Source organism: Bradyrhizobium sp. CCGUVB4N, from assembly GCF_024199945.1.
In the GTDB taxonomy this organism is placed as follows: domain Bacteria; phylum Pseudomonadota; class Alphaproteobacteria; order Rhizobiales; family Xanthobacteraceae; genus Bradyrhizobium.
Genome location: NZ_JANADP010000001.1, coordinates 3154325 through 3180347, shown reverse-complemented (window position 1 = coordinate 3180347; position 26023 = coordinate 3154325). Strand labels below are relative to the sequence as shown.

Annotated in this window: 23 protein-coding genes; 12 read left to right on the top strand and 11 right to left on the bottom strand. The window is 64.2% G+C overall.

Annotated elements, in window-relative coordinates; all coding sequences use genetic code 11:
• Positions 1 to 149: 149 nt before the first annotated feature.
• From NLM31_RS14340 to NLM31_RS14320, 5 genes are all read right to left on the bottom strand, one after another.
• Positions 150 to 1436, bottom strand: coding sequence for a DUF445 domain-containing protein (locus NLM31_RS14340; RefSeq protein WP_254192646.1), 1287 nt, complete (start codon positions 1434 to 1436; stop codon positions 150 to 152).
• Between the two features lie 170 nt (positions 1437 to 1606).
• Positions 1607 to 2062 carry a phasin gene (locus NLM31_RS14335; RefSeq protein ID WP_254192645.1) on the bottom strand — a complete coding sequence of 152 codons (456 nt, stop codon included), beginning with the start codon at positions 2060 to 2062 and terminating at the stop codon, positions 1607 to 1609.
• Positions 2063 to 2306: 244 nt separating this feature from the next.
• The gene (locus tag NLM31_RS14330) at positions 2307 to 2900 is read right to left on the bottom strand and encodes a GNAT family N-acetyltransferase (protein ID WP_254129984.1); all 594 of its coding nucleotides are present in this window, start codon (positions 2898 to 2900) and stop codon (positions 2307 to 2309) included.
• Complete coding sequence (locus NLM31_RS14325; protein ID WP_254192644.1) at positions 2897 to 3979, bottom strand: alpha/beta fold hydrolase; 1083 nt, start codon at positions 3977 to 3979, stop codon at positions 2897 to 2899. Before NLM31_RS14325 ends, NLM31_RS14330 begins: the two co-directional genes overlap by 4 nt.
• The gene (locus NLM31_RS14320; RefSeq protein WP_254129982.1) at positions 3976 to 4356 is read right to left on the bottom strand and encodes a hypothetical protein; all 381 of its coding nucleotides are present in this window, start codon (positions 4354 to 4356) and stop codon (positions 3976 to 3978) included. Before NLM31_RS14320 ends, NLM31_RS14325 begins: the two co-directional genes overlap by 4 nt.
• Positions 4357 to 4534: 178 nt before the next feature.
• On the opposite strand from NLM31_RS14320, the gene NLM31_RS14315 reads away from it, so the two are divergent.
• Entirely contained in the window at positions 4535 to 5449 is a 915-nt protein-coding gene (locus tag NLM31_RS14315; RefSeq protein ID WP_254129981.1) for an alpha/beta fold hydrolase, read from the top strand.
• A 127-nt stretch (positions 5450 to 5576) separates the two neighbouring features.
• Positions 5577 to 6041: a nuclear transport factor 2 family protein gene (locus NLM31_RS14310; protein WP_254129980.1), complete on the top strand. Its 465-nt coding sequence runs from the start codon at positions 5577 to 5579 to the stop codon at positions 6039 to 6041.
• Here the strand turns inward: NLM31_RS14310 and NLM31_RS14305 are convergent.
• The 6 genes from NLM31_RS14305 to NLM31_RS14280 all read right to left on the bottom strand — a co-directional run bounded on the left by NLM31_RS14305 (position 6038) and on the right by NLM31_RS14280 (position 13778).
• Positions 6038 to 6712: a spermidine synthase gene (locus NLM31_RS14305; protein ID WP_254192643.1), complete on the bottom strand. Its 675-nt coding sequence runs from the start codon at positions 6710 to 6712 to the stop codon at positions 6038 to 6040. The two genes, NLM31_RS14310 and NLM31_RS14305, sit on opposite strands and share 4 nt — an antisense overlap.
• A gap of 124 nt (positions 6713 to 6836) precedes the next feature.
• Positions 6837 to 10073: a bifunctional cytochrome P450/NADPH--P450 reductase gene (locus NLM31_RS14300; protein ID WP_254192642.1), complete on the bottom strand. Its 3237-nt coding sequence runs from the start codon at positions 10071 to 10073 to the stop codon at positions 6837 to 6839.
• Positions 10074 to 10104: 31 nt separating this feature from the next.
• The gene (locus NLM31_RS14295; RefSeq protein WP_254192641.1) at positions 10105 to 11100 is read right to left on the bottom strand and encodes an alpha/beta fold hydrolase; all 996 of its coding nucleotides are present in this window, start codon (positions 11098 to 11100) and stop codon (positions 10105 to 10107) included.
• Between the two features lie 22 nt (positions 11101 to 11122).
• Positions 11123 to 12673, bottom strand: a complete 1551-nt coding sequence (locus NLM31_RS14290; protein ID WP_254192640.1) for a wax ester/triacylglycerol synthase family O-acyltransferase — start codon at positions 12671 to 12673, stop codon at positions 11123 to 11125.
• 47 nt (positions 12674 to 12720) lie between these two features.
• Positions 12721 to 13521 (bottom strand): triacylglycerol lipase, encoded by an 801-nt coding sequence (locus NLM31_RS14285; protein ID WP_254192639.1) that lies wholly within the window; start codon positions 13519 to 13521, stop codon positions 12721 to 12723.
• Positions 13521 to 13778, bottom strand: a complete 258-nt coding sequence (locus tag NLM31_RS14280) for a DUF6489 family protein (RefSeq protein ID WP_254129974.1) — start codon at positions 13776 to 13778, stop codon at positions 13521 to 13523. The genes NLM31_RS14285 and NLM31_RS14280 overlap by 1 nt, the downstream gene beginning before the upstream one ends.
• A 376-nt stretch (positions 13779 to 14154) precedes the next feature.
• On the opposite strand from NLM31_RS14280, the gene NLM31_RS14275 reads away from it, so the two are divergent.
• The 10 genes from NLM31_RS14275 to NLM31_RS14230 all read left to right on the top strand — a co-directional run bounded on the left by NLM31_RS14275 (position 14155) and on the right by NLM31_RS14230 (position 26013).
• Positions 14155 to 15753, top strand: coding sequence for an ABC transporter substrate-binding protein (locus NLM31_RS14275; RefSeq protein WP_254192638.1), 1599 nt, complete (start codon positions 14155 to 14157; stop codon positions 15751 to 15753).
• A 101-nt stretch (positions 15754 to 15854) separates the two neighbouring features.
• Positions 15855 to 16835: an ABC transporter permease gene (locus tag NLM31_RS14270; RefSeq protein ID WP_212297955.1), complete on the top strand. Its 981-nt coding sequence runs from the start codon at positions 15855 to 15857 to the stop codon at positions 16833 to 16835.
• A gap of 1 nt (position 16836) precedes the next feature.
• Positions 16837 to 17796: an ABC transporter permease gene (locus NLM31_RS14265; RefSeq protein WP_254192637.1), complete on the top strand. Its 960-nt coding sequence runs from the start codon at positions 16837 to 16839 to the stop codon at positions 17794 to 17796.
• Between the two features lie 13 nt (positions 17797 to 17809).
• Positions 17810 to 18796 carry an ABC transporter ATP-binding protein gene (locus NLM31_RS14260; protein ID WP_254192636.1) on the top strand — a complete coding sequence of 329 codons (987 nt, stop codon included), beginning with the start codon at positions 17810 to 17812 and terminating at the stop codon, positions 18794 to 18796.
• Positions 18793 to 19782: an ABC transporter ATP-binding protein gene (locus NLM31_RS14255; protein ID WP_254129970.1), complete on the top strand. Its 990-nt coding sequence runs from the start codon at positions 18793 to 18795 to the stop codon at positions 19780 to 19782. The genes NLM31_RS14260 and NLM31_RS14255 overlap by 4 nt, the downstream gene beginning before the upstream one ends.
• Before the next feature lie 82 nt (positions 19783 to 19864).
• Positions 19865 to 21670, top strand: coding sequence for a gamma-glutamyltransferase family protein (locus NLM31_RS14250; protein ID WP_254129969.1), 1806 nt, complete (start codon positions 19865 to 19867; stop codon positions 21668 to 21670).
• Between the two features lie 9 nt (positions 21671 to 21679).
• On the top strand, positions 21680 to 22390 hold the full coding sequence (locus NLM31_RS14245; RefSeq protein WP_254192635.1) for a DUF1028 domain-containing protein: 711 nt from the start codon (positions 21680 to 21682) through the stop codon (positions 22388 to 22390).
• Positions 22387 to 23376 carry an ABC transporter ATP-binding protein gene (locus tag NLM31_RS14240; RefSeq protein ID WP_254192634.1) on the top strand — a complete coding sequence of 330 codons (990 nt, stop codon included), beginning with the start codon at positions 22387 to 22389 and terminating at the stop codon, positions 23374 to 23376. Before NLM31_RS14245 ends, NLM31_RS14240 begins: the two co-directional genes overlap by 4 nt.
• Positions 23376 to 24482 carry an ABC transporter ATP-binding protein gene (locus NLM31_RS14235; RefSeq protein ID WP_254192633.1) on the top strand — a complete coding sequence of 369 codons (1107 nt, stop codon included), beginning with the start codon at positions 23376 to 23378 and terminating at the stop codon, positions 24480 to 24482. Before NLM31_RS14240 ends, NLM31_RS14235 begins: the two co-directional genes overlap by 1 nt.
• Positions 24483 to 24504: 22 nt before the next feature.
• Positions 24505 to 26013 (top strand): ABC transporter substrate-binding protein, encoded by a 1509-nt coding sequence (locus NLM31_RS14230; protein WP_254129965.1) that lies wholly within the window; start codon positions 24505 to 24507, stop codon positions 26011 to 26013.
• Positions 26014 to 26023 lie beyond the last annotated feature (10 nt).

Below are 26023 nucleotides of genomic sequence, written 5' to 3'. Positions count from 1 at the left end.
CAATGGGCATGGATTCCAATACGCCGGCTTCTTGAACGTTCCGCAGCGCAACATGAATCAGCTAGGCGGCCGGTTCCCGACATTCAACCCGCTGCAGCACGACGCCACAATAGGCCTGCGCGTTAATGCTAACGGGCGTGACGCAAAAGTCACAACAATCGGAGCAGGAATTCTACGGAGTAGAGCACAAGACCAGCGAGCCCGCCGATCAGCGAGCCGTTGAAGCGGATGTATTGCAGGTCGCGCCCGATGTTGATTTCGATCAGCGAAATCAGCTGCGCCATGTCCCATGCCTTGACCTGGTCGGAGATGAAGGTCGAGACGCCGCTCTTCTGGTCGGCGACGAAACTGCGCAGCACCGTCACCAGGCCCTTGTTGATCTCGCCACGCAGCTCGGCATCGCCGGCGAGCGCATCGCCGGCCGAAACGAACATCCCGGCGAGATGATGCTGAAGCACCTGCGTTTCACCGGACGCACTGCGCTCGATGAATGAGCGCGTGTTGGTCCAGACGGTGCGGGCCAGATCGGCAAGCTCGGGACGCGCCAGCAGATCGCGTTTCAATCCGTCGATGCGATCGACATAGGCCTGGTCGGTGCCGAGCCGGTCGACGAAGCTCAGCACCATGCGGTCGAACTCGCCGCGGAACGGATGCTTGGGATCGCTGCGCACTTCATTGAAGAAGGCGGTCGCCGACGACACGATCTTGGTCACCAGAAACTTGTCGGCGCGATAGAGCTTGAGCAGGGTCGGCAACTCCGCGCGCACCTTCTCGCGGATCATCGCCATCGTCTCTTTCTGGTTCAGCGTCTCGTGCATCACGCGCAGGAGATCGTCGAACAGGATCTGGTGCCGCCCCTCCGCAACGAAGCCACGCAGCGTGCCGGCGACGAGCGGCGCGAGATCGATCGCCTGGAGTTGCGAGGACATGCGCCGGATGATGAAGGTCATCAGGCCGGAGCTTTCCGTTGCAGAGACGGCTTCCGGCAGAAGGCGCAACGCGAAGCGCGCAAGATCGTCGCTGCGCTTGCGGTCGCGCAGCCAGTCGGCAACGAAGAAGCCAAAGTCGATCTCATTCAACTTGGCTTCGACCGGGCCGGCCTCGAGGAAGTGGACCTGGATGAACTCGCCGAGCTTGTCGGCGATGCGAGCCTGGTTGCTTTGGATGATCGCGGTGTGCGGGATCGGCAGGCCCAGCGGCCGCTTGAACAGCGCGACCACGGCATACCAGTCGGCGAGCCCGCCGATGGTTGCAGCCTCCGCGAAGGCGGCGATGAAGCCGAACACGGGGTGCACGGGCAACAGCCACTTCGCGACGATGAACAGCGCCAATGTCGATGCCAGCACCAGCGTCGCCAGCGCCTTGACGCGGCGCAACTCGGCCGCGCGTTCGGCATCGCCCGGAGTATCAAAGGAGAAGCTGGCGGGTGGATTCATCACTGCGTCACCCTACTCGTCATTGCGAGCGAAGCGAAGCAATCCAGGCTCTTTCCGCAGAAAGCCTCTGGATTGCTTCGGCGCTTCGAACCTCGCGATGACGGCAGCGCAAAAAACAAAAGGCCCGCCGAAGCGGGCCTCAAATTTCAGTTTGGACTCAGGGCGCCGGATCAGGCGGTCTTGGTGTAGACCTTGGCAAAGTTGTCCTGAGCGGACTTCGCACCGTTGGCGGCGAGCTTGCCGAGATAATCGGTGGTCGCCTTGGCGCGCGAGACGAAGGTTTCGCCGCGGGCGCGGAGCAGGCTCGACTGGATCTCGACGGCTTCGCTGAACGACTTGGCGGACGCGAGCTGGTCGATGCCGGCGAAGAACGCCTGGGCGTCGTCATAGATCGCCTGCTGGATGTTGCGGCTGATCTTGCCGGCCTCGGCGACGGACTCGGTCACCGCGTTCTCGACGGCGGCGGTCACGCGCTCGGAGCCAGCGAAAGCCTCGGCAGCACGGTCCTTGGCAGTGTTGGCAGTCTTCTTGACGAACTCACGGGCCGCTTCGGGAACTTCCAGGTTCTGGATGTTCTTGAACGCGTCCTTGAAGCCTTCGAAAGCGGTGTTGGTTTCGGTGGTCATTGGGGTCTCTCCATCCTCATTGGGCTGAGCTATGGGCTCACCCCGTCCGGTTTTGGCCCGGGGCACGGCTTATATGGCATAGTTAATTGTGCGATGCAATATTCTTATTGCACTGCGATATCACGAAACCGTGAACAGCCTTAACGGGAGGCATTCTGATGCCTTCGTAGCCAACCCCTACTGTGCATGGGGTTGTTTTCCGGTTTTTGGTCGCCGGATGATGACCCAGTGCCGGACGGCGCTTCTAGTGCTGGACGGCGCCTGGCAGCCCATAGGCCTCCATCTGGGCCTGGACCTGCGCGATGTTGTGGCCGAGCACGACGATGTCATGGGTCTTGCCGGCGACATCCCGGACATGGTCCCGCAGCAGCGCCTCGGCCTTGAAGCCGAGGCTCTCGAACAGCGCGATCGCCGCCTGCTGGTCGACCGTCATCTGGACCGAGAGCTTTTCCAGCCCGGCCCCGAGCGCAAGCGCAAAGGTCTCCTGCGACAGCGCCTTCCCCACCCCCTTCCCGCGGACGTCCTGCGACACCACCATGCGGATCTCGCCGACATGGGGCGACCAGGAGTGGGGATCGCGCACCAGCGTGCCGCAACCGACGACCTTGCCGTCCTTCACCGCGAGCAGGCTCTGGATCGCGCCACGCTCGATCTCCTTGACCCAGGCGGACAGCACTTTCGGCTCGCTGATGTTGCGCGGCAGGAACAGCAGGTCATGCGTCGGCAGGCCCTTGCCGAAGGCGAGCACCGCGGCTTCGTCCGCAGGCGACATCAGACGGATCTCGATATCGCCGGCGTCCGTCTTGACGCGACGCGGATAGGCACGCTGCTCACTCATGTCGATCTCTTTCCCAGCCAGGAATCCAGTTTCGGCCACAGCCGCTTCACCGCGTTGGCGCCGGCGACCAGCGAGACGTGACCGCCCTTCAGCATCACCTCTTCCTTGTCCGCGGAGCCGATCTTCGCGATCAGATGCTTTGCGGCCTCATAAGGGACGATGTGATCGTGCTCGGCGACCGCGTGCAGCATCGGCACCTTGATGTTCTCGAGCTTCGCCGCGCGGCCGCCGACCGACATGGTGTCGTTGAACAGCTTGTTGTCCCACATCAGGTCCTTGGTGATGGTGCGGAAATATTCGCCCGCGAGCGGCAGCGTGTCGGTCGCCCAGCGGTCGAACATCCGGTACGATTTCACGAACTCGTCGTTCCAGATGTTTTCCCAGAGCTGGATCTGGCTCACTGCGCGCGAGGCCGGACGCAGCATCTCGAATGACGACAGGATCATCTCAGGCGGCACGTTGCCGACGCTGTCGACGAGGCGATCGACGTCGAAATAGCGCCGGTCGGAGAAATTCGAAAACAGCTTCATCTCGCGGAAGTCGATCGGCGTGGTGAAGCAGATCAAGTTCTTCATCGGCCCGTCCGGGAAGATCGAGCCGTAGAGCAGTGACAACACGCCGCCGAAGCAATAGCCGATGACGGAGACATCCTGCTCGCCGGAATCGGCCTGCACGCGACGGACGCAATCCGGGATGAAGTCGAGGACATAGTCCTCCATCCGCAGGCTCTTCTCCTCCGGCCGCGGCGCGCTCCAGTCGAGCATGTAGACGTCGTAGCCGCGCTTGAGCAGGAACTCGATAAAACTCTGGCCCGGCACGAGATCGAGGATGTAGCCGCGGTTGGTGGTCGCCATGACCACCAGCACCGGCACGCGGTAGATCTCGTCCGACATCGACCGATAGTGGTAGAGGCTCATCGTACCGCGCGAGTGCAGCACGTCCTTCGGCGTCGATCCGAGCGTCGGACCGGAGGTCGAAAAATATTCGACGCCCTTGATGCTGCGCTGGATCGCGCGCTGCACCTCGGACTGGATGCGCTCCGGGATTGCTGCGAAATCAAGTCCCGTCGGCGCGTTCATTTTTGCTCTCCGCCTTCGGATGGCGGACGTTTTGTGCGCGGCGGCCGCGGTGCGGCATCGATCGACGATCCACTTGAATGAGCCGACATCTGGCTCAGCATCGACCTGATCTCGCCGAGCTGCCCCTCGATCGACTGCAACCGCTCGGCGATGCCGGTCATCTGCTCGCGGCTCGGCAGGTTCATGGAGAGCAGGTACTTCTCCATGAGATCGCCGAACTGCTTCTGAGCACCTGCAGCAGCGCCGCCGGCACGATTCATCGCCTGCGAGAATTCGGGCGTCTCCATCGCCTTGGTGGCGAAGGAGTTGAAGCCCTTCTCCATGTCGCCGACCATCTTCTGCCACAAGGCGACCGGATCGGTGATCTTGTCGGTCATCAGCATCCTCCCGATGTGGAGGGCTTGTGCCCTTCTTTTCCCGCCATACCACACCGTTGCGGGGTGCCGGTCAACCGGCAAGCGGCGGGTGCCGCGCACACGGCTTCTTTGCCGCGGGAAACCGTGCGATACAGCATTGATCAAAAGCCAAATTGGTCAAAGTTAAGGGAACACGCCTGTGAACGCCCATCAGCCGCCCCAGACCCTCCGCGCCAACGGCATCGACATCTGCTACGAGATTTTCGGCAACGACAACGCCGAGCCGCTGCTGCTGATCATGGGGCTCGGCGCGCAGATGATCCATTGGGACGATGCGTTCTGTGAGCAGCTCGCCGCGCGCGGCTTTCGCGTGATCCGGTTCGACAACCGCGACATCGGCAAGTCGAGCCATCTCACCGGCGGCAAGCGGCTGACGCCGCTCGAGCTGCTCAAGCTTCGCTTCCTCCGGATTCCCGTGGCCGCAACCTACAAGCTGATCGACATGGCCAAGGACACGGTCGGCCTGATGGACGCGCTGGGCATCAGGTCGGCGCATCTGGTCGGAGCGTCCATGGGCGGCATGATCGCACAGGAGGTGACGCTGTCGTTTCCACAGCGCGTGCGCTCGCTGACCTCGATCATGTCGACCACCGGCAATCCGCGCGTGCCGCCGCCGACACGGGAGGCCTCCGCCATGCTGATGGCGCCGCCGCCGCGCAGCAAGGAAGAGTTCATCACCCGCTTCGGCGAGACCTGGAAGGTCTTGCGCGCCGGATCCTTTCCGGAGGAGGAAGCGCTCGATCCCGGCCGGGCCGAACGGGTCTTCGCGCGCGGTCTCAATCCGGCCGGCGTCGGCCGGCAGCTCCGCGCCGTGCTCGCCTCTGGCAGCCGCAAGGAGAGACTGCACGGCGTCAAGACGCCGACGCTCGTGATCCACGGCACCGTCGATCCGCTGGTCCGTCCCGAGGGCGGCAAGGACACGGCCGAGTCAATTCCGGGTGCGAAGCTGTTGATGATCGAGGGTATGGGTCATGCGCTGCCGATGCGGTTCTGGCCCGAGATCATCGACGCCATCGACAAACATGCGCATGGTGCGGCGGCGAAAGCGGCGTAAACCACACCACCGGTCTCCTTGCGGTGACCATGTGAGCTGACGGTTACTCTCTTAACGTCAGACGGCACGAGGGCTATAGAAGCCTCCCTCAATCGCAAGACAGGGGCCGCGGCCTCTTGGAGCTCACATGCATCTCACCGTTCGGTCCGCGGCAATGGTCGCCGCTTCGGCTCTCATGCTGTCCCTCACCAGCGCCGCCGCGATGGCCGGCAGCGCGCAGGAAGAAGCCAATCGCAAAGCTGTGCTGGCCTTCTACGAGAAAGGTCTCAATCAGAAGGACGTCGACGCAGCGCTCGCCTATGTTGGCGACCGTTACGTCCAGCACAATCCGAACGCTGCCGATGGACCGGAGGGCTTCCGAAAGTTCATCGGCTTCTTGCGTGAAAAGTTCCCGAACTCGCACAGCGAGATCAAGCGCTCATTCGTCGATGGCGACTACGTCATCCTACATGTCAACGCGGTTCGCGAACCCGGTACCAAAGGCAACGCGATCGTCGACATCTTCAAGCTGGAGAACGGCAAGATCGTCGAACATTGGGACGTCGTTCAGCCGATCCCGGACAATCCGGCGAACAACAACACGATGTTCTAACTCTTCTTCGCAATCCAGATCACATGACGCGCGCCACCGCCCCGGCCGGTGGCGCGGACAGCGACTTCATTGACATCGAAGCCGGCACGCCCGAGGCGCTTGGTGAAGGCGGGGTTGGGCCCCGACGACCAGACCGCAAGCACGCCACCCGGCCGTAGCGCCGTCCTCGCCGCCGCCAAACCGCTTGCACTGTAGAGCGCGTCATTGCCCTTTCGGGTCAGACCTTCCGGCCCGTTGTCGACGTCGAGCAGAATGGCGTCGAAAGCCGCGCTCTTGGCCCGGATGATTTCGCCTACGTCGATCTCGCGGATGCTCACCCTGGCATCATCGAGACTGTCGCCGAACACTTCCGCCATCGGCCCCCGCGCCCAGGCGACAACCGCCGGCACGAGCTCGGAGACCACGATTTTCGCTTTGCTTCCGAGCACTGTAAGCGCCGCGCGCAGCGTAAAACCCATGCCGAGGCCGCCGATGAGAACGACGGGCTTTGCCACCGTCTCGAGCTGTTTCGCCGCAAGCGTTGCGAGCGCGGCCTCGGAACCCGACAGGCGGTTGTTCATCAGCTCGTTGGTGCCGAGCTTGATCGAAAACTCCTTGCCCCGCCGCATCAGGCGGAGCTCCTCGTCGGAGCCGGGGATTTTGGCGGTGTCGATCTTTTCCCAGGGAATCATGGGAGTGCTTTAGCACGATCGCAATTCGTAGGGTGGGTTAGCCGAAGGCGTAACCCACCTACTTCGTTCTGCATTGGCCGAAGGACGGTGGGTTACGCTTCGCTAACCCACCCTACGACCCGAGCTATCCGCCGGCCCAGACGTCCAGCACATAGCGGTTCTTCGCGCCCATCTCCTCGATCCAACGCGCACTGGCAGCCGCATCGCTACCGCTCTTCTCGCGATGAATCGCGACCAGCGCCGCCTTCACGTCGGGCTCCATTTTGCTGCCGTCGCCGCAGACATAGATGATCGCGCCTTGCTCGATCAGCGGCCAGACCTTGTCCTTCTGCGCAGCGAGGACGTGCTGCACATAGGTCTTCGGTCCGTCCGCACGCGAGAACGCGGTGAACAGCTCGGTGATCCCGCTTGCAGCGAGCGCCTTCAGCTCATCCACATAGAGAAAGTCCTGATCGGGGTGGCGGCAGCCGAAGAACAGCATGGCAGGACCGAGCGCGGCGCCTTCGGCTTTGCGCGCGGCACGCTCTTGAAGGAAACCGCGGAACGGTGCCAGTCCCGTGCCGGGGCCGATCATGATGATTGGCACGGATGGATTATCCGGAAGCCGGAAGCCGGCCTTGGTCTCGCGCACGGTCGCGTAGACCGTATCGCCCGCGCGGCGGTTGGCGAGATAGTTTGAGCAAATGCCCTTGTAGGTGCCACGCCCCGACGCCGCCGGCCCTTCGACCACGCCGACCGTGACGCTGCAGCGCGCTGGATCGACCGATGGCGAGGACGAGATCGAGTAGTAGCGCGGCGCCAGCAGCGAGAGCATTTCCAGGTAGACGTGAAACGGCAATTCACAGGCGGGATATTCGAGCAGCAGGTCGAACACCGATTTGCGCTTCGCCAGAATTTCGCTGCGGTAACGCTCGAGCGGCTCGGCCTCCTCGCCGACGAAGGTCAGCAACTTCGGCTTGGTGACGGGGCAACGGGTGTGCTCGGCCATGATCTGGATCTGCTTGCGTGTCGCCACTTGCTGCAGCTCGACGAACTCGCTGAGCAGGCGTCCGACCGACACGGCATCGCCGACCGGCAATTGCGCGCGGCGGCCCTCGGCGACCTGAAGCCTGATCTGGTCGGCCGGCAGGAAGCCGAAGCGGCGGGCAACCGAATCCACCAGGGTCGGATCGTTGCGCGGGACCACGCTCAGATGATCGCCGACGCGGTAGGTGACGTTGGCCGGCAGCTGCACCTCGATATGACGCGTCGAGCGCTCCGACGGATTGGCGCCAGCCTTGTTCTGCAGCTCGTCATTGACCAGCACCTTCATCGCCACCGCGCCGCCCTGGGTGACGATGGTGTTGACGGCGGTCACCGCGACCGGCTCGATCGCGTAGAGCGGATCGTCCTCCGCGGTGCGGGTGAAATTCCAGTCGATCCCGAATTCCTTGGTCGCGACCTGAGCGGCGGCCGGGAACCACTTCTGGAACTGGCCGTCGAGATCGCTGCGCGCGTCGCCCTCGCCGCGCGGATAGACCGCACGTGCGCCACGCTTCGACAATTGCTCGTCGATGAACCGCGGCACCGATTGATAGGTCGCGGCCCAGTCGCTGTTGCCGCAGCCGAACACGGCGTAGCGGACGTTGGCAAAGGCATCCTTCGGCAGATCGTCGCCGAGCCATTTGACGAACTGCGTCGCATTGTCGGGCGGCGCCCCATTGTAGGAGGCGCAGATGATCAGCACGCCGCCCTGTTGCGGCAGCTTGCCGACGTAGTCGTCGAGCGGACCGAGATGCACGGCAAAGCCGTTGATCTCTGCGAGATCGGCCATGCGCGTCGCGAGTTCTTCCGCGGTGCCGAGATTGGAGCCGTAAAGCACCAGCATCGGCGTATTGTGACCGGGCCGCGTAGTCGGCTGACGTGGCGCCCGCGGCGCCGAAGCCGCTGCCGCGACCGGCCCGCCATAGGCGCCGCGCTCGCGATCCGCGCGCGGACGCACCTTGATCTTGAAGCCCTCGGGCTTCATCGTCAGCGTTTCCTTCAGATGCATCTGGTAGCGCTGATGGTCGATCAGCCTGAAACGCTGCAGCACCATGCCGAGCGCGAGCGCGGCCTCGTGCATGGCGAAGCCGCGACCGATGCAGGCGCGCTGGCCGTTGCCGAACGGCTTCCAGGCGTTGATCGGCCGCTTGGCCTCGGCTTCCTTGCTGAAGTTTTCTGGATCGAACGCATCGGGATTGGGCCCCCAGACCGAGGGATCGCGATGCAGCGCCGTCACCAGGATCGTGGTGAATGTGCCCTTCCTGAGCTTGTACTTGCCGCCGCCGAGGGTCTCGTCCTTCAACGGCGAGATGCCGTAGGCCGGCGCCGGCGGCCAAAGCCGCAGCGCCTCTTTCAGGATCTGCGTGATGTAGGTGAGCTGCGTCACCTGCTGGTAGGTCGGCTTGGCATCGACATTGGGCCCGAAGACGCGGTCGACCTCGTCATAGGCCTTCTTGAGAATGTCCGGATGCTTGAGCAGCGCGTAGAGCGTATAGGACAGCAGGCCGCTGGTGGTTTCGTGGCCCGCGATCAGGAAGGTGTTGATCTGGTAGCGGATGTTGACGTCGTCGAGCTGCTCGCCGGTCGAGCGGTCGACGCCGGTCATCATCGCGGCCAGCATGTCCTTCTTGTCGTCGACCCCTTCCGCGCTCTTGCGGCGCTCGGCGATGATCTCGTCGACCATCTTGTTCATGAAGTCGACGTCTTCGCCCAGCGTCTTCCGGCGCTTCTGCATCCAGAGCTGCTCGAACGGCAGGCCGCGCGTCATCATGATGGTTTCGAGCGAGCGCACCAGCGACTCGACGAAGGGATGGTAATCGCGCCGGTAGAACGAGTTGAAGCGATAGTCGAAACCGCACAGCCCGATCGTATCCAGCGTCAGCGCGGTCATATCGTGGACGACGTCGATCTCGTCGTCGGCGTTGAGCCGCTCCCATTTGTGCACGAGCTGCTCGGCGATATCGACCATGCTCGGGTGATACGACTGCATCGCGCGATTGCCGAACGGCTGCAGCAGGATGTTGTGCGCCTTGCTCCAGTTCGGCTCCTTGGTATCCGCCGTGAACAGGCCGTCGCCGCCGACCGCGCGCACGCGCCGCAGCGCGCCGCGCACGGTCTTGTCGAAGCGCTTCTCGTCGGAAAGTTCGTCGACCAGATCGTGGCCGGAGACGACGACGATCGGCGAGCCCATCATGTCGAGCCAGAAGATCGGGCCGAGCTCCTTGGCAAGCCGCGTCAGGTGCTGCACCGGCGCGGCCGAGTCCAGCGAGAGCATGTTGCCGACCACCGGCTTGGTCGGCGGATGCGGAATCGGGTCCAGACGGTTCTTCGATGACATTGCTACGCTTCCCCCCGCTCGCAATGACGAGCTAGCCAAACCGCCTTCTACGCCATTCGATCAGCTTGGCGCTGACCTCTTCCGGCTTCTCCTGCTGCGTCCAATGGCCGCTGTCCCTCACCAGATGCTTCTCGAGATCCGCCACCAGCTTCTCCATGCCGTCGGCCGCCGACGGCGGCAGCACCGCGTCGTTCTCGGCCATGATCATCAACGACGGCACGCTGATGTGGTGATCGAGCCCCTGCGACCGCTCCCAATTGCGGGTGAAGTTGCGATACCAGTTGATGCCGCCGGTGAAGCCGGTCTTCGTGAAGGTGTCGACGAACACTTGTCTCTCGTCAGCCGACAGGATCGGCGTCCGTGGATCGACCTTGGCGTCATAGGCCGCGATCATCTGCGGGAAAGCCAAATTGGTCTTCGACGAGGCGCCGACGCCTGCAATCGGCGCCTCGTCCGGTTTCGCCGGCGGCCGCGCCAGTGGCTTGCGCATGAAGGCGTCGAAGGTCTGCTCGACGCGGCTGCCGAAGATCCTGTCCGGCTCGCGCGCGGGATCCTGGAACTGGACGATGTACATCTGGTCGCCGAAGCGCTGGCGGAACAGTGCGATCGGGTCGATCGGCGCGCGGTCCCAATGCGGTGTGTTGACACCGACGACGCCAGCAACACGCGCGGGATGCCGCAACGGCATTTGCCAGACGACGAAGCCGCCCCAATCATGGCCGACGAAGATCGCCTTCTCGATCTCGAGATGATCGAGCAAGCCGACGAGATCGCCGGTCAAATGCTCCATGTCATAGGCTTCGACCGGCTCGGGCCGGTCGGTCGCGCCATAGCCGCGCTGGTCCGGCGCGATCACGCGAATGCCGGCCTCGCTCAGCGCCTTGATCTGATGGCGCCAGGAGAAGGCCAGTTCGGGCCAGCCATGGCATAGCACCACCGGCGGCTTGTCGGTGACAGGGCCCGCCTCGTAATAGCCCATGCGGATTCCGTTCGTCTGCGCGAACTTGAGCGGCGGCATTTCGATCATTGCAAAAATCCTGGCAAGCTTCCTATTCGGCCGCGCCCTTGACGTCGGCCGCGGGTGGCGCATAGGCCGCTTCGAGCGCGGCAAACTCCTCCGGCAGCATGTCGCACATCACCTGCACGTGCGGAATGATGTTGGCGCCGACGATGAAGCCGAAATCGAGCTGGTCGCGGTAGCTCTGCACAGTGATGTTGAGCGCCTGCCCATGTGTCGAGATCGACACCGGGAAGATGTGCAGCAGCTCGGCACCTGCGGCATAGAGCGTCTGGCGCGGCCCCGGCACGTTTGACACCGTGATGTTCGCCGCCGGCGGCAGCACGTCCGACAAATCCGAGCGGCTGTAGAGCAGCGCCAGGATCTGGACGATGATCGGCGCGCCCAGCATCGAGATGTTGGACACCTGCGGCATGAGTGCCCGCAGCGGATGCGACATCTCCTTGGATTTCGTCGACTGCGCGATGATGGCCTCCAGCCGCGCCTTGGGATCATCGATGTTAGTCGCGATCGAGCAAATCATCCCGAACACCTGGTTGTTGGCCTCGGTGTTGCCCTCCTCGCGCAGCGAAATCGGCACAGCGGCGGTGAGCGATTTTGCCGGTAGCGTGCCGTATTGCTGCAGATAGCGGCGGACCACGCCGGAGGCGAGCGCCAGCACCACGTCGTTGAGCTTGCCGCCGGCCTGCTTGGCCAGCGCCTTGGAGCGCGACAGCGAGATCGATACGCCGGCAAAGCTGCGCTCCGACGAAATCGACTTGTTGAGCATGGTCGGCGGCGACACCATGCTGGCGAGGCTCTCGCGCGACTTCGGATCGGAAATCTTGCCGAGCACGTCGGAAACGCTCTTGACCATGGTCGGGATATTGCCGGCAAAACGCACCGCGCTCTCGATCTGGTACATCGCGTTGTCGAACAGGATCGAACCGATGTCGCTCTTGCCGGTGCGCGGCAGTTGCAGGTTCTTCGCCGCCGCCGAGGCATCGAGCGGCTGGGTGAAGAGCTGCTGATAGGAATCGAGCAGGTTCGCCGCGATGTCGCGCGGCTCCTGTCCCGGCTTTGCACCGCCCACGGGCGGATCGACCTTCCGCGGGATCGGCGAGATGTCGTAGATCATGTTGGTCAGCGCCGCACCGGCACCGCCGTCGATCGCGGCATGGTGCATCTTGGAATAGAGCCCGACCTCGTTGTCCTTCATGCCTTCGAACACGTAGAACTCCCAGAGCGGGCGAGCACGGTTCAGGAGCTTGGCATGCATCCAGCCGACGATGCGCTCGAGCGTGGCGCGATCGCGCGGTGCCGGCAGGCTGGCGCGGAAGATATGACGGTCGATGTCGAACTGGTCGTCCTCGACCCAGGTCGGATGATCGATGTCGAGCGGCGCCTTCTCCAGGCGCGCCTTGAGGATCGGCGCGATGTGCAACCGCGAGACGATCATCGCCTTGAAGTCTTCGAAGAAGTCGCCCTTGTAATCGTCAGGCAGGCGAAAGATCGCCATGCTGCCGACATGCATCGGCATTTCCGGCGTTTCCAGATACAGAAATGACGCGTCCAGCGACGACAGCTTCTTACCGTCAGCCATAGTTCCCTCCGCTCATATTCGACGGGCGCCTTTACTGGCGCTTCTCGTCAGGCCGATACTGCCCGCTCTGGCGGGGCATATGCAATGGCAAACGGACCGGCCCGGTCAAATGGCCAGAACTCCCCCTCGGGTTGCGCAAGGCGATCCGCCACGGCCCATAGCGCAGCCGGGTTCACCCCGAGCCCGATATGGCTTGCCAGATGCACCTCGATATTCTCGGCCCGATCGGAGGGGTGTAGCAGGCAAGTCCGCCAATTCACGACGCCGTCCGTGCGCGAATAGATCGACGTCGCCGGCACCGGAAGATCGCCCGCGATCGCATCGCGCAGCTCGGCGAGATCCTCGACCCGCTCGCCGGACAAGGCCTCGTAGAGCGCCGTCGCATTGGTGGCCCGCACATCGTTGGCGAAGGGGCTGCCGAGCGTGATGACGGAGCGGACCATGTCGGGCGCGTGGAGCGCGAGATCGCGCGCATAAACGCCGCCGAGGCTCCATCCGACCAGGCTGACCTTCCGTCCGCTTGCAGCGTGGATGTCGGTGAGGCGCATGCGCAGGGCTTCTCGCATTCGCGCCAGCCCGCCGAGATTGCGCCCCATTCGCCAGGCATGCGGCTCATAGCCGAGCTCGCCGAGATAACGCCGCATCGGCGCCATCGACAGATCGCTGGCGAGAAAGCCCGGCAGCGCCAGCACGGGATGGCCGTCGCCCCTGGGCGCGCGCATCAGCAGTGGCGACAGCAGGACGCTGGCGTTGAATTCGAACAGGCTCCGCGCCTCTGCGAGCAACAGGCCAATGGCCGGCGGACGAAGCCGGCCCTTGCCTGGCGCCTCGTCGCGCGTGGCCGGCATTATTTCTTCTTGTCGCTGCTGCGCGGGCTACCGAGACCGGCCATGGTCACGAACATATCCTGAAACCGTTCCGCGATCTTGGGATCGAAGGTGAACCAGCTCTGGATCAGCGATTCCGGCGAGACCTTTTCGATGTTGGACATCATCTGCTGCTGCAGCTTGTCCATCACAGCGGTCTGCATCGGCATCACGTCCGGCAATCCGAAGAACTGGCGGGCCTCAAGGGGGGTGCAGTCGATTTCGATATTAACTTTCATGTCCCCTCCGGATGAGATTCGAGCGGCGTCACACAGTATCGCCGCGACATGGTGTGCGACGCAAGCGACCTGAGACCTGGGGCCGGACACGGGCTTCCGCAATCGGCGGATATGGTCAATCAAATTGTCGGCGCGAATGGGCGCCGGCGGGCCGTTTCCACCCTCATTTTCGCGGCCTCACCGGCCGAAAGTCCAATGTCGCCCGTGCGCCTTTCGCCCCATAAATTGCCGGTCAGCATTGCTGCACAGCGGTGCAACTTGGCGCGTTCCTTGCTGGAATGGCGCTTGCACGGGTCGAGAACTCTGGGCAACATGGATCGATCAGCCCCGCCGAACAATCAAAAATTACGGTGCGGGCGAGTGGAGAGGGTCAAGAATGTCAGTCGGACGAAGTTTGTTTGCGGCGACGCTCGCCGGTGTGCTCGCATTGGCGGTGTCGCCGGCGTCGAGCCAGACGCTGCGCTACGCCAACCAGGGTGAGCTTAAGTCGCTCGACCCCTACACCCTGAATGAATCCACCACCAGTGCGCATCTCGGCCACGTCTATGAGGGCTTGGTTGCCCGCGGCAAGGACCTGAAGATCGTCCCGGCGCTCGCCGAAAGCTGGGAGACGCCGGAGCCGACGCGCTGGCGCTTTCACCTGCGCAAGGGCGTGAAATTCCACAACGGTGACCCGTTCACCGCCGATGACGTGGTGTTCTCGGCCGAGCGCGTGCGAGCGAAGGGCTCGAATTTCCAGAGCCGCGTTCCCGCCGACGCCAAGGCCATCAAGGTCGACGATTACACCGTCGATTTCGTCCTGACCTCGCCCAATCCCATCCTGACGGCACTGTGGGCGACCTGGTACATCATGGACAAAAAATGGGCGGAGGCGAACGATGCGGTGGCACCGACGCCCGCAGCTGCGACGACCCCGAGCTATGCCTCGCTCCATGAAAACGGCACCGGACCCTTCACCATTGAAAGCCATCAGCCGGGCGTGAAGACCGTCTTCAAGGTCAACCCGAACTGGTGGGGCAAGCCGGAGCATAATCTGAAGGAGATCGTGTTCACGCCGATTGCAAACCCGGCGACGCGTGTCGCGGCCCTACTCTCGGGCGAGGTCGACGTGATCGAACCGGTTCCGGTCCAGGACATCGAGCGCGTCAAAGCGAGCCCCAACGCCACCGCCCTGACGGGACCCGAGCTCCGCACCATCTTCGTTGGCATGGATCAGGCCCGCGACGAGCTGCTTTACTCCAACGTCAAGGGCAAGAACCCATTCAAGGACGTTCGCGTCCGCGAAGCGGTCTATCGTGCGATCGATGTCGACCTGATCAAGAATCGCGTCATGCGCGGGCTGTCCACGCCGTCCGCATTGATGGTCGCACCAGAGATCTTTTCCGCGAAGGACTTGATCCGGCCGAAGTTCGACCCCGATGCCGCCAAGAAGCTCTTGGCCGACGCCGGCTATGCCGACGGTTTCGAAGTGACGATGGACTGCCCGAACGACCGTTACGTCAATGACGCAGCGATCTGCCAGGCGATCGTCGGCATGCTCGCCCGCATCAACATCAAGGTGGATCTGCTCGCGCAACCAAAGGCCCAGTATTTCGCCAAGGTGCTGAAGCCCGGCGGCTACAAGACCTCGCTGTACATGCTGGGCTGGACCCCAGATACGGTCGACTCCCAGAACGTCCTGCACGACATCATGGGCTGCCGGGATGATCCCAAGGATCCCAACCGCGGCGAAGCCAATCTTGCCGGCTATTGCAACAAGCAGTTCGACGAGCTCGCCGACAAGGTTCTCGTGGAATCCGATACCGCCAAGCGCGATCAGCTGATCAAGCAGGCGTTCGAGCTCTCGATGAAGGACTGGGCCTATATCCCGCTGCACCAGCAGGCGCTCGCCTGGGGCGTGTCGAAAAAGGTGAAGCTGACCCAGCGTGCTGACAACATGGTCATGCTCTACTGGGCGACCAAGCAGGAAGAGTAGGTATCGACAAGTTGTGAAGTCCCGGAAGCTCTGGCTTCCGGGACTTGCTGTTTCGGGCTAACGCGATGATGCGTGCTGCTGAAAAAATGTGAAAGGAACAGATGCTCGCTTTCACACTGCGCCGAGCCATCCAGGCCATCGGTGTCATGATTGCCGTCGGAATCATCTCGTTCTCGATGTTTCGCTTCGCCGGCGATCCCGTGAACCAGATGGTCGGGATGGACACGTCCGGCGCCGAACGCGCCGCGATCCGCAAATCGCTCGGCCTCGACGATCCCGTGATCGTGCAGTTCGGCCGCTATATCGGCAACGCCGCGCAGTTCAAGTTCGGCGTCTCCTACCAGTTCCGTCTGCCTGTCACCAATCTGCTGATGGAGCGGATGCCCGCGACGCTGGAGCTTGCGATCTGCGCCACCATCTTCGCGATGATCTGTGGCATCCTGATGGGCGTCTATTCGGCGCTGCGCCGTGACAGCTGGCTCACGCACATATTCCAGGCCGTCTCCTTGATCGGCATCTCGCTGCCGACCTTCCTGATCGGCATTCTCATGATCTACCTGTTCTCGGTAACGCTCGGCTGGCTGCCCTCGTTCGGGCGGGGCGACGTCGTGCATATCGGCTGGTGGACGACGGGGCTCCTGACCCTGTCAGGCCTCAAAGCGCTGATCATGCCCTCGATCACGCTTGGCCTATTCCAGATGACCCTGATCATGCGACTGGTCCGCGCGGAGATGCTCGAGGTCATGCGGACCGACTACATCCGATTCGCCCGTGCCCGCGGGCTGACCACGCGGGCGATCCATTTCGGCCACGCGCTGCGCAACACGCTGGTTCCCGTCATCACCGTGGCGGGTCTGCAATTTGGCTCGGTCATTGCTTTCGCGATCATCACCGAGACCGTGTTCCAGTGGCCGGGCATGGGACTCCTGTTCGTGCAGGCCGTTCAGAACGTCGATATTCCGATCATGGCGGCCTATCTGATGATGGTGTCGCTGATCTTCGTCACCATCAATCTCGTGGTTGATATCCTCTACACCATCGTCGATCCGCGGCTGCGCTCGACGGTCAGCCGGGCGCACTGACATGAGCGAAGCCGTCGTTCCACGCAGCACCGAGAAGCGCGCCGCCGCACCCGGCTGGTTCCGGCGCGCGCTCGACAGCGACCTGTTCTATTCGTTCCGCCGCTCCAGGATCACCATGATCGCCGCGGGGGTGACGCTGCTGTTCTTCCTGGTCGCGATCTTCGCCTCGGTGCTATCGGTCCAAAACCCGTTCGACCCGGCGCAGCTCCAGCTGATGAATTCACGCATCTCGCCGCTCTGGACCGCCGACGGCCAGAGCCCGTTCCTGCTCGGCACCGACGAGCAGGGCCGCGACGTGCTGTCCGCGATCCTCTACGGCCTGCGCATCTCGCTGCTCGTCGGCGTGCTCGGCGTGGTCCTCTCCGGCGCAATCGGCATCCTGCTCGGGCTGACGGCCGGCTATTTCGGCGGCGCCGTCGATGGGCTGATCATGCGCATCGCCGACGTGCAGCTTTCCTTCCCGGCCATCCTGATCGCGCTCCTGATCAACGGCATCGCCAAGTCGGTCTTCGGCAACAAGCTCGACGAGATGAGCATGTTGGCGGTCCTGGTGTTCGCGATCGGGCTGAGCTTTTGGGTGCAGTACGCCCGCACGGTGCGTGGCTCGGTGCTGGTCGAGAAGAACAAGGATTATGTCGCAGCCGCGCAATTGATCGGCCTGCCCGCCCCCGTGATCATGCTGCGCCACGTGCTGCCGAACACCACGGGACCGATCCTAGTGATCGCCACCATCAACCTCGCGCTCGCCATCATCACCGAGGCAACGCTGTCCTTCCTCGGCTCGGGCATGCCCGAGACCATGCCGTCGCTCGGTACGCTGATCCGCATCGGCAACGGATATCTGTTCGCAGGCGAATGGTGGATCGTCGCCTTCCCGGGAATCGCGCTCGCGGCCCTGATCCTGTCGATCAACCTGCTCGGCGACTGGCTGCGCGACGCGCTCAACCCGAAACTCCGATGAGTATGCAGCGTTCATGACCGAACCCGTTCTCTCCGTCCGTAATCTCCAGGTCGAGTTCGCCTCCCGCCGCGGCACGCTGCGCGCGATCGACGGTGTTTCCTTCGACATCGCCAAGGGCGAAGTGCTCGGCGTGGTCGGCGAATCCGGCGCCGGCAAATCCGTCACCGGGCTTTCGGTGATCGGCCTGATCGATCCGCCCGGCCGCATCGCCGGTGGCGAGATCCACCTCGCAGGCCTGCGCATCGACAATATGCCGCCGGAGGAGATGCGCCGTATCAGGGGAAAGCGCATCGGCATGATCTTCCAGGATCCGCTCACCTCGCTCAATCCGCTGTACAAGGTCGGCGACCAGATCGTGGAAACGATCCGGACCCACCTCAATCTGTCCGAACAGGCGGCCCGCCGCCGCGCCATCGACCTCCTCGCCGAGGTCGGCATTCCCGCCCCGGAAAAGCGCATCGACGGCTACCCTCATGAATTCTCCGGCGGCATGCGCCAGCGCGTGGTGATTGCGCTGGCGATCTGCGCCGAGCCGGAGCTGATCATCGCGGACGAGCCGACCACCGCGCTTGACGTCTCCGTGCAGGCGCAGATCATCTCGTTGATCAAGCGGCTCGGCCGCGACCACGGCACCGCCGTGATGCTGGTGACCCACGACATGGGCGTGATCGCCGAGACCTCGGACCGCGTCGCGGTGATGTATGCCGGTCGCGTCGCCGAGATCGGCCCGGTGCAGGACGTCGTGAGGAATCCGCTGCATCCCTATGCCAAGGGTCTAATGGGCGCGATCCCGACGCTTGCCGGCGACGACAAACGTCTGGTGCAGATTCCCGGCTCGATGCCGCGCCTGTCGGCGATCCCGCGCGGCTGCTCGTTCAACCCGCGCTGCGGATCCGCCTTCGATCGCTGCCGGGTGGAGCGGCCGGAGCCGCTCTCGCGCGGCACGCAGTCCGTTGCCTGCCATCTCTATGACAACGCGCCGGCGGAGACTGCGGCATGAGCGCCCCCTTCGTCCAGGCCACGAACCTCCGCCGCGTCTTCGACGTCTCGAAGCCCTGGCTCAACCGCTTGCTGGAAGGCGGACATCTCGAATATCTCAAGGCGGTCGATCACGTCACCTTCGACATCAAGAAGGGCGAGACCTTCGCGCTGGTCGGCGAATCCGGCTCGGGCAAGACCACGGTGGCGCGGATGGTGGTCGGCCTGTTGCCCCCGAGCGCGGGCGACGTCCTGATCGACGGCGTCTCGATGACCAATCCGCGGCAAGCGCAGGCACGCCGAAAGCTGCGCCGCCGCATCCAGATGATCTTTCAGGATCCGTATGCGAGCCTGAACCCGCACTTCCGCGTCGATGCCATCATCTCCGAGCCGATCCGCGCCTTCGACCTGATCCAGGGCGAACGCGACATCCAGGCGCGCGTCGGCGAGTTGCTCAGCCTCGTCGGCCTGCATCCCGACGACCGCCTGAAATTTCCGCATGAGTTCTCCGGCGGTCAGCGTCAGCGCATCGCAATCGCGCGGGCGCTCGCCTCCGACGCCGAATTCATCGTCTGCGACGAGCCGACCTCGGCCCTCGACGTGTCCGTGCAGGCGCAAATCCTGAACCTGATGCGCGACCTGCAGGACAAGTTCGGCCTGACCTATCTGTTCATCAGCCATAACCTCGCCGTGGTCCGCCACATGGCGAGCCGGGTCGGCGTGATGTATCTCGGCCGGATCGTCGAGATCGCGGAGGGGCGCGAGCTGTTCGCCCGGCCCCGTATGCCCTACACCAAAATGCTGCTGGGCGCCGTGCCTGATCTCGCGATGTCCGGTCGGCAGCGGATTCCGGTGAAGGGCGAGATTCCGAACCCGATCAATCCGCCGTCCGGCTGTGCCTTCAATCCGCGCTGTCCGCTGGCGTACGACCTCTGCCGCAAGGAGGCCCCGGAACTGATCGACGGTGTCGCCTGTCACGCGGTCAACACCGCGCCGGTCCCGGCATAACGCGCGCGTGCCATGCGGCCTGTGCATTTGGCATCCCAGCGTCGGATGTGATCAATTGCGCGCGCCGCAAATGAGGTAGCCCATGGCCAGCAACGTCAACCCCGATCCGTTCACGACGCGCCCAGAAATCGAAGGCACGTTCGGTGTCGTCGCGACCACGCACTGGATCGCAACCGCTGTCGGCATGGCTATTCTCGAAAAGGGCGGCAATGCCTTCGACGCCGGTGTCGCCGCCGCGTTCACGCTGCAGGTCGTCGAGCCGCATCTGAACGGCCCCGGCGGCGACGTGCCTGTTATCGTCCATGACGTAAAGCGCGGCCGCACCGAGGTGATCTGCGGCCAGGGCCCGGCGCCGGCGCGCGCCACGATCGCGCATTACAAGAGCGAGGGCCTCGACATGGTCCCCGGCACCGGACTGCTCGCGGCCTGCGTTCCCGGCACCTTCGAATCCTGGATGATGCTGCTCCGCGACTACGGCACGATGCGCGTGCGCGATGTGCTGGAGCCTGCGATCTCCTACGCCCGCGACGGCTATCCGCTGGTCGAGCGCGCCTGCGCCACGATCCAGACCGTCGAGCAATTGTTCCGCAAGCACTGGCCGACCTCGGCCGCTGTCTACCTGCCGAACGGCGAGGTACCGAGGCCCGGCACGCTCTTCACCAACAAGACGCTCGCCGCGACCTACACCCGGATCTTGAACGAAGCCGAAAGCGGCGGCGGTGGCCGCGACGCCGAGATCGAGCGCGCGCGCAAGGCCTGGTCTCAGGGCTTCGTCGCGGAAGCCATCGACAAGTTCTGCCGGACGCAGGAGGTGATGGACGTCAGCGGCTCGCCGCATCGCGGCGTGCTCTCCGCCGACGACATGGCACGCTGGCAGCCGACGATCGAGGCCCCCCTCACCTACGATTACGGCCGCTACACCGTCTGCAAGGCCGGCGTCTGGAGCCAGGGTCCGGTAACGCTACAACAGCTCGCGCTGTTGAAGGGCTTTGCGCTCGACGGCCTCGATCCGACCGGGCCGGAGTTCATCCATCTCCAGATCGAATGCGCAAAACTCGCCTTCGCGGACCGCGAAAAATTCTACGGCGATCCCAAGTTCAGCGAGATCCCGATCGCGACGCTACTGTCGGATGCCTACAACGATCAACGCCGCAAGCTCGTCACAGACAAGGCGTCGCTCGATTTCGTCCCCGGCACGGTCGAAGGCTTTGGCGGCGTGGTGAAGCTGCGCCGCGCCGAGGGACAGCGCGAGGCGGTCGGTGCGCTCGGCGCCGGCGAGCCGACGGTGGGACGCTTCGGCGAGGTGCGCGGCGACACCGTGCATTTCGACATCATCGACAAGGCCGGCAACATGGTGTCCTCGACGCCATCGGGCGGCTGGCTGCAATCCTCGCCGATCATTCCGGAGCTCGGCTTCTGCCTCGGCAGTCGCGCCCAGATGTTCTGGCTGGAGGAAAACCACCCCGGCTCGCTCGCGCCAGGCAAGCGGCCGCGCACGACGCTGTCGCCGACCATGGCGCTACGCGATGGCGAGCCGTACCTCGCCTGGGGTTCGCCCGGCGGTGACCAGCAGGATCAATGGATCACGCAGTTCTTCCTGCGCCACGTCCATTGCAACCTCAATCTCCAGGAGGCGATCGACGCGCCCGCCTGGCACTCCGAGCATTTCCCGATCTCGTTCTGGCCGCGCACCGCGCGTCCCGGTGTGCTCGTGGTCGAAAACCGCGTGCCCAAGGCGACGATCGAGAACCTGCGCGAGCGTGGGCATATCGTCGAGGTCGGTCCCGACTGGTCCGAGGGCCGCCTCACCGCGGCCTCGCGCGTCGGCGTGCGCCGGCGCGCTGCCGCCAATCCGCGCGGCATGCAGGGCTACGCCGCGGGACGCTGAAGGCAGCACATGACCTGGTCGATCATTGCGCGAGATTCTGCCACCGGCCAGTTCGGCATTGCGGTCGCGACCCGCTTCTTCGCCGTCGGGGCACGCGTGCCCTACATCGCGGCGGGACTTGGCGCCATTGCAACCCAAGCTTTCGTCAATCCCTATTACGGGATCGACGGCGTCAAGCTGCTGCGCGAGGGTCTCAACGCTCATGACGTGCTCGCCGCCCTGCTCGCGACCGACGACGGCCGCGAGAGCCGCCAGATCCACATCATGGATGCAAGTGGCGCGATCGCCGCGCATACCGGGCGCGATTGCGTCGACTGGTGCGGGAACATCGCAGGAAGCGGCTTTTCAATCGCGGGCAACATGCTCGCCGGCGCCGACGTGCTTGCCGAGACGGCGAAGACCTACATCGCCAATGACAGCCTGCCGTTCCCACGCCGGCTGCTCGCGGCGATGCGCGCCGGCGAAGCCGCCGGCGGCGACAAGCGCGGCAAGCAGTCCGCAGCACTACTGATCCACGGCGAGGAGGAATGGCCGGCGCTCGACATCCGCGCCGACGATCATCCCGACCCGCTCGGCGAGCTCGAGCGGCTCGAACGGGTCAGCCACGAACTCTGGGTCCACTTCCGCCCGTCCATGCCGACCCGGCGGAACCCGGCCGGCAATACCGATCGCCGCGTCATCGACGCCAGCATCGCCGCGGCGCGGGCAAGACAGACATGAGCGCAAGCCCTCTCATCGAGATCAGGGACCTGCGCATCCGCTTTCACGGTGACGACGGCCGCGTCACCCACGCGGTCGACAGCGTCGATCTCAGCGTCGCCAATGGTGCAACGCTCGGCCTCGTCGGTGAATCCGGCTGCGGCAAGAGCGTGACCTCACTGGCGATCATGGGCCTGCTGCCGAAACAGACGACGGAGATATCGGGCGCGATCCGCTTCGACGGTTTCGATCTGCTGAAGACCACGGACCAGAGGCTGCGCGATCTGCGCGGCAACCGGCTCGCGATGATTTTCCAGGAACCGATGACCTCGCTCAACCCGAGCTTCACCATCGGCGACCAGATCATCGAGACCATTTTGCGCCATCGCGGCGGTTCGCGCCGCGGCGCGCGGGACCGCGCGATCGAGCTGTTGCGCCGCGTGCACATCCCCTCGCCCGAGCGTCGGATCGACGAATATCCGCACAAGCTCTCCGGCGGCATGCGCCAGCGCGTCATGATCGCGATGGCGCTCGCCTGCGATCCGCAGCTCCTGATCGCCGACGAGCCGACCACCGCACTCGACGTCACCCTGCAGGCCCAGATCCTGGAACTGATGCGCGAGCTGAAGGCCGCGAGCGGCGCCGCGATCATCCTGATCACCCACGATCTCGGCGTCGTCGCCGAAGTCTGCGACGAAGTCGCGGTGATGTATGCCGGCGAGATCGTCGAGCGCGCGCCGGTCGACGAATTGTTCTCCGCGCCGCAGCATCCCTACACGGTCGGACTGCTCGGCTCCATCCCGCGCCTGGACCATCGCGCCGAACAGCTTGCCACGATCGAAGGCATGGTGCCGAACATGGCACAGCCACCCGCGGGCTGCCGTTTTGCCGCGCGTTGCCCGTTCGTGCTGGACGCCTGCACGAGGGCGCCGCCGCCGCTGGTGGAAGTCAGCCCCGGCCATCTCTCGCGCTGCATCCGTGCACCGCTCGAACTGTTGGTGTCGTGATGGCGCTCCTCGAGGTCAACGGCCTGGTCAAGCATTTCGTCGCCCAGCGGTCGCTGTTCGGCCGGGCGCTGGCCCATGTCAAAGCGGTCGATGGGGTCAGCTTCACGCTCGAAGCAGGCAAGACCCTTGCTTTGGTCGGTGAATCCGGTTGCGGCAAATCCACCGTCAGCCGCCTGGTGCTGCGGCTGATCGAGCCCGATGCGGGCGGCGTGCGGTTCGACGGTCGCGACCTGCTCTCGCTCGATGCCGATGCGCTCCGCAAATTCCGCCGCGAAGCGCAGATCATCTTTCAGGACCCCTACGCCTCGCTCAACCCGCGCATGACGGTCGGCCAGATCCTGACCGAGCCGCTCGCGCTGCACGATCTCGTGCCGCCGGAGCAGCGGCGCGAGCGCGTCGCGGAAATCTTGCGGCTGGTCGGGCTGGAGCCGCGGCTGGCCCGGCGCTATCCGCACGAATTCTCCGGCGGCCAACGCCAGCGCATCGCGATCGCCCGCGCGCTCGCGGTCGAGCCGAAGCTGATCATCTGCGACGAGCCGGTCTCGGCGCTCGACGTCTCGATCCGCTCGCAGATCTTGAATCTGCTGCGCGAGCTGCAGGACCGGCTTGGTCTGGCCTATATCTTCGTTTCGCATGATCTCGCGGTGGTCAAGCACATCGCCGACCGCGTCGCGGTGATGAATCTCGGCGGCATCGTCGAAGAGGCCGATGCGGACGCGTTGTTCGCCGAGCCACGCCATCCGTACAGCCGCGCCCTGTTGTCCGCGATCCCGCTGCCGCAACCTCGCGCGAGGCGGGCCAAGGTCGTGCTGCAAGGCGAGATCCCGAGCGCGCTCAATCCGCCGGCCGGCTGTCGCTTCCACACCCGCTGCCCCTTCGTGATCGACCGCTGCCGTACCGAAGCGCCGGCGCTGGTGGCCGACGAGGCAGGCCACGCCACCGCCTGCCATCGCGCCAGCGAGTTACCTCCGGCCGACAGCATCCTGCCCACCGCGGGCGGCTTCACGCCGGAACTGGCAAAATTAGTCGCAGCCTTCAGCCGAAAGACGGAAGGCGCAAGCCCGGTCGGGGTTGGTATACAGAGTGCAAGGCCTACAACGCCGTAGCCGAAGCAATGGGGACTGTCCGATGAAGATGTTTCGCTTGGCCGCAACCGCGGCTGCGTTCCTGCTGTCGCTTGGTGCCGCCCAGGCGCAGACCACGTTGCGCATCGGCCTTGCCGAGGACCCGGATATCCTCGATCCCTCGATGGCGCGCACCTATGTCGGCCGCATCGTGTTCGCGGCATTCTGCGACAAGCTGTTCGACATCGACGAGAAGCTCAACATTGTGCCCCAGCTCGCGCTGTCGAGCGAGACCGCCGACGACGGCAAGGCGCTCGTCATCAAGCTGCGTCCCGGCGTGAAATTCCACGACGGCGAGCCGTTCGACGCGGAGGCCGCCAAATTCTCGCTGGAGCGCCATCTGACCCTCCCCGGCTCGTTCCGCAAGCCGGAGCTTGCCTCGGTCGACCACATCGATGTCGTCGATCCCCTCACCGTCAAGCTGGTGCTGAAATCGCCGTTCTCGCCGCTGCTAGCCCAGCTCACGGATCGCGCCGGCATGATGATGTCGCCGAAGGCGGCAAAGGCAGCCGGTGACAAGTTCGGCCTGCACCCGGTCTGCGCCGGCCCCTACAAATTCGTCGAGCGCGTGCAGCAGGACCGCATCGTGTTCGAGAAGTTCGCGGACTACTGGAACAAGGACAACGTCTTCATCGACAAGATCGTGTTCCAGCCCATCGTCGACGCCACCGTGCGGCTTGCGAATTTGAAATCCGGCGGCCTCGATCTGATCGAGCGCGTGCTCGCCACCGACCTCAAGGAGGTGCGCGCCGATTCACGGCTGAAGGTCGCCACCGCCATCGAGCTCGGCTATCAGGGCATCACGCTCAACATCGGCAAGGACAAGGCCAAGGGACCGCTGAGCCAGTCCGCCAAGGTACGGCAGGCCCTCGACCTTGCCATCGATCGCGAGGCGATCAACCAGGTCGTGTTCAACGGCGAGTTCCAGGTCGGCAATCAATGGGTCAATCCCGATCATCCCTATTACCAAAAGGGCTTGCCGGTCCGCCCCCGCAATTTGGAGAAGGCCAAGGCGCTCTTGAAGGAAGCCGGCGTGACGCCGCCGGTCAGCGTCGACTTCCTGGTGCCGAAGGGCGCGGAGACGGAGACACCGGCGCAGGTCATCCAGTCGATGGCCGCGGAAGCCGGCTTCGACATGAAGATCCGCGTCACCGAATTCGCAACCGGGCTCAAGCAGGCCGAATCCGGCGATTACCAGGCCTTCATGCTCGCCTGGAGCGGCCGCGTCGATCCTGATGGCAACACCTTTGTCTTCCTGCACAGCGGCGCGCCGCAGAACTACGGCGACTGGAACAATCCGCAGGCCGACAAGGCGCTGGAAGACGCGCGGCTCGTGACCGACCTCGACAAGCGCAAGGCGAGCTATGAAGTGCTGGCCAAGCTGGCCCAGGACGAGGAGCCGATCCTCTACCTCTACCACCGCCGCATCATCATCGCGCACACCACCAAGCTCGAGGGCTACAAGCAGATGCCCGACGGCCTCGTGCGCGTCGTCGGCCTCAAGCTGAAGTGACGCGGCAACG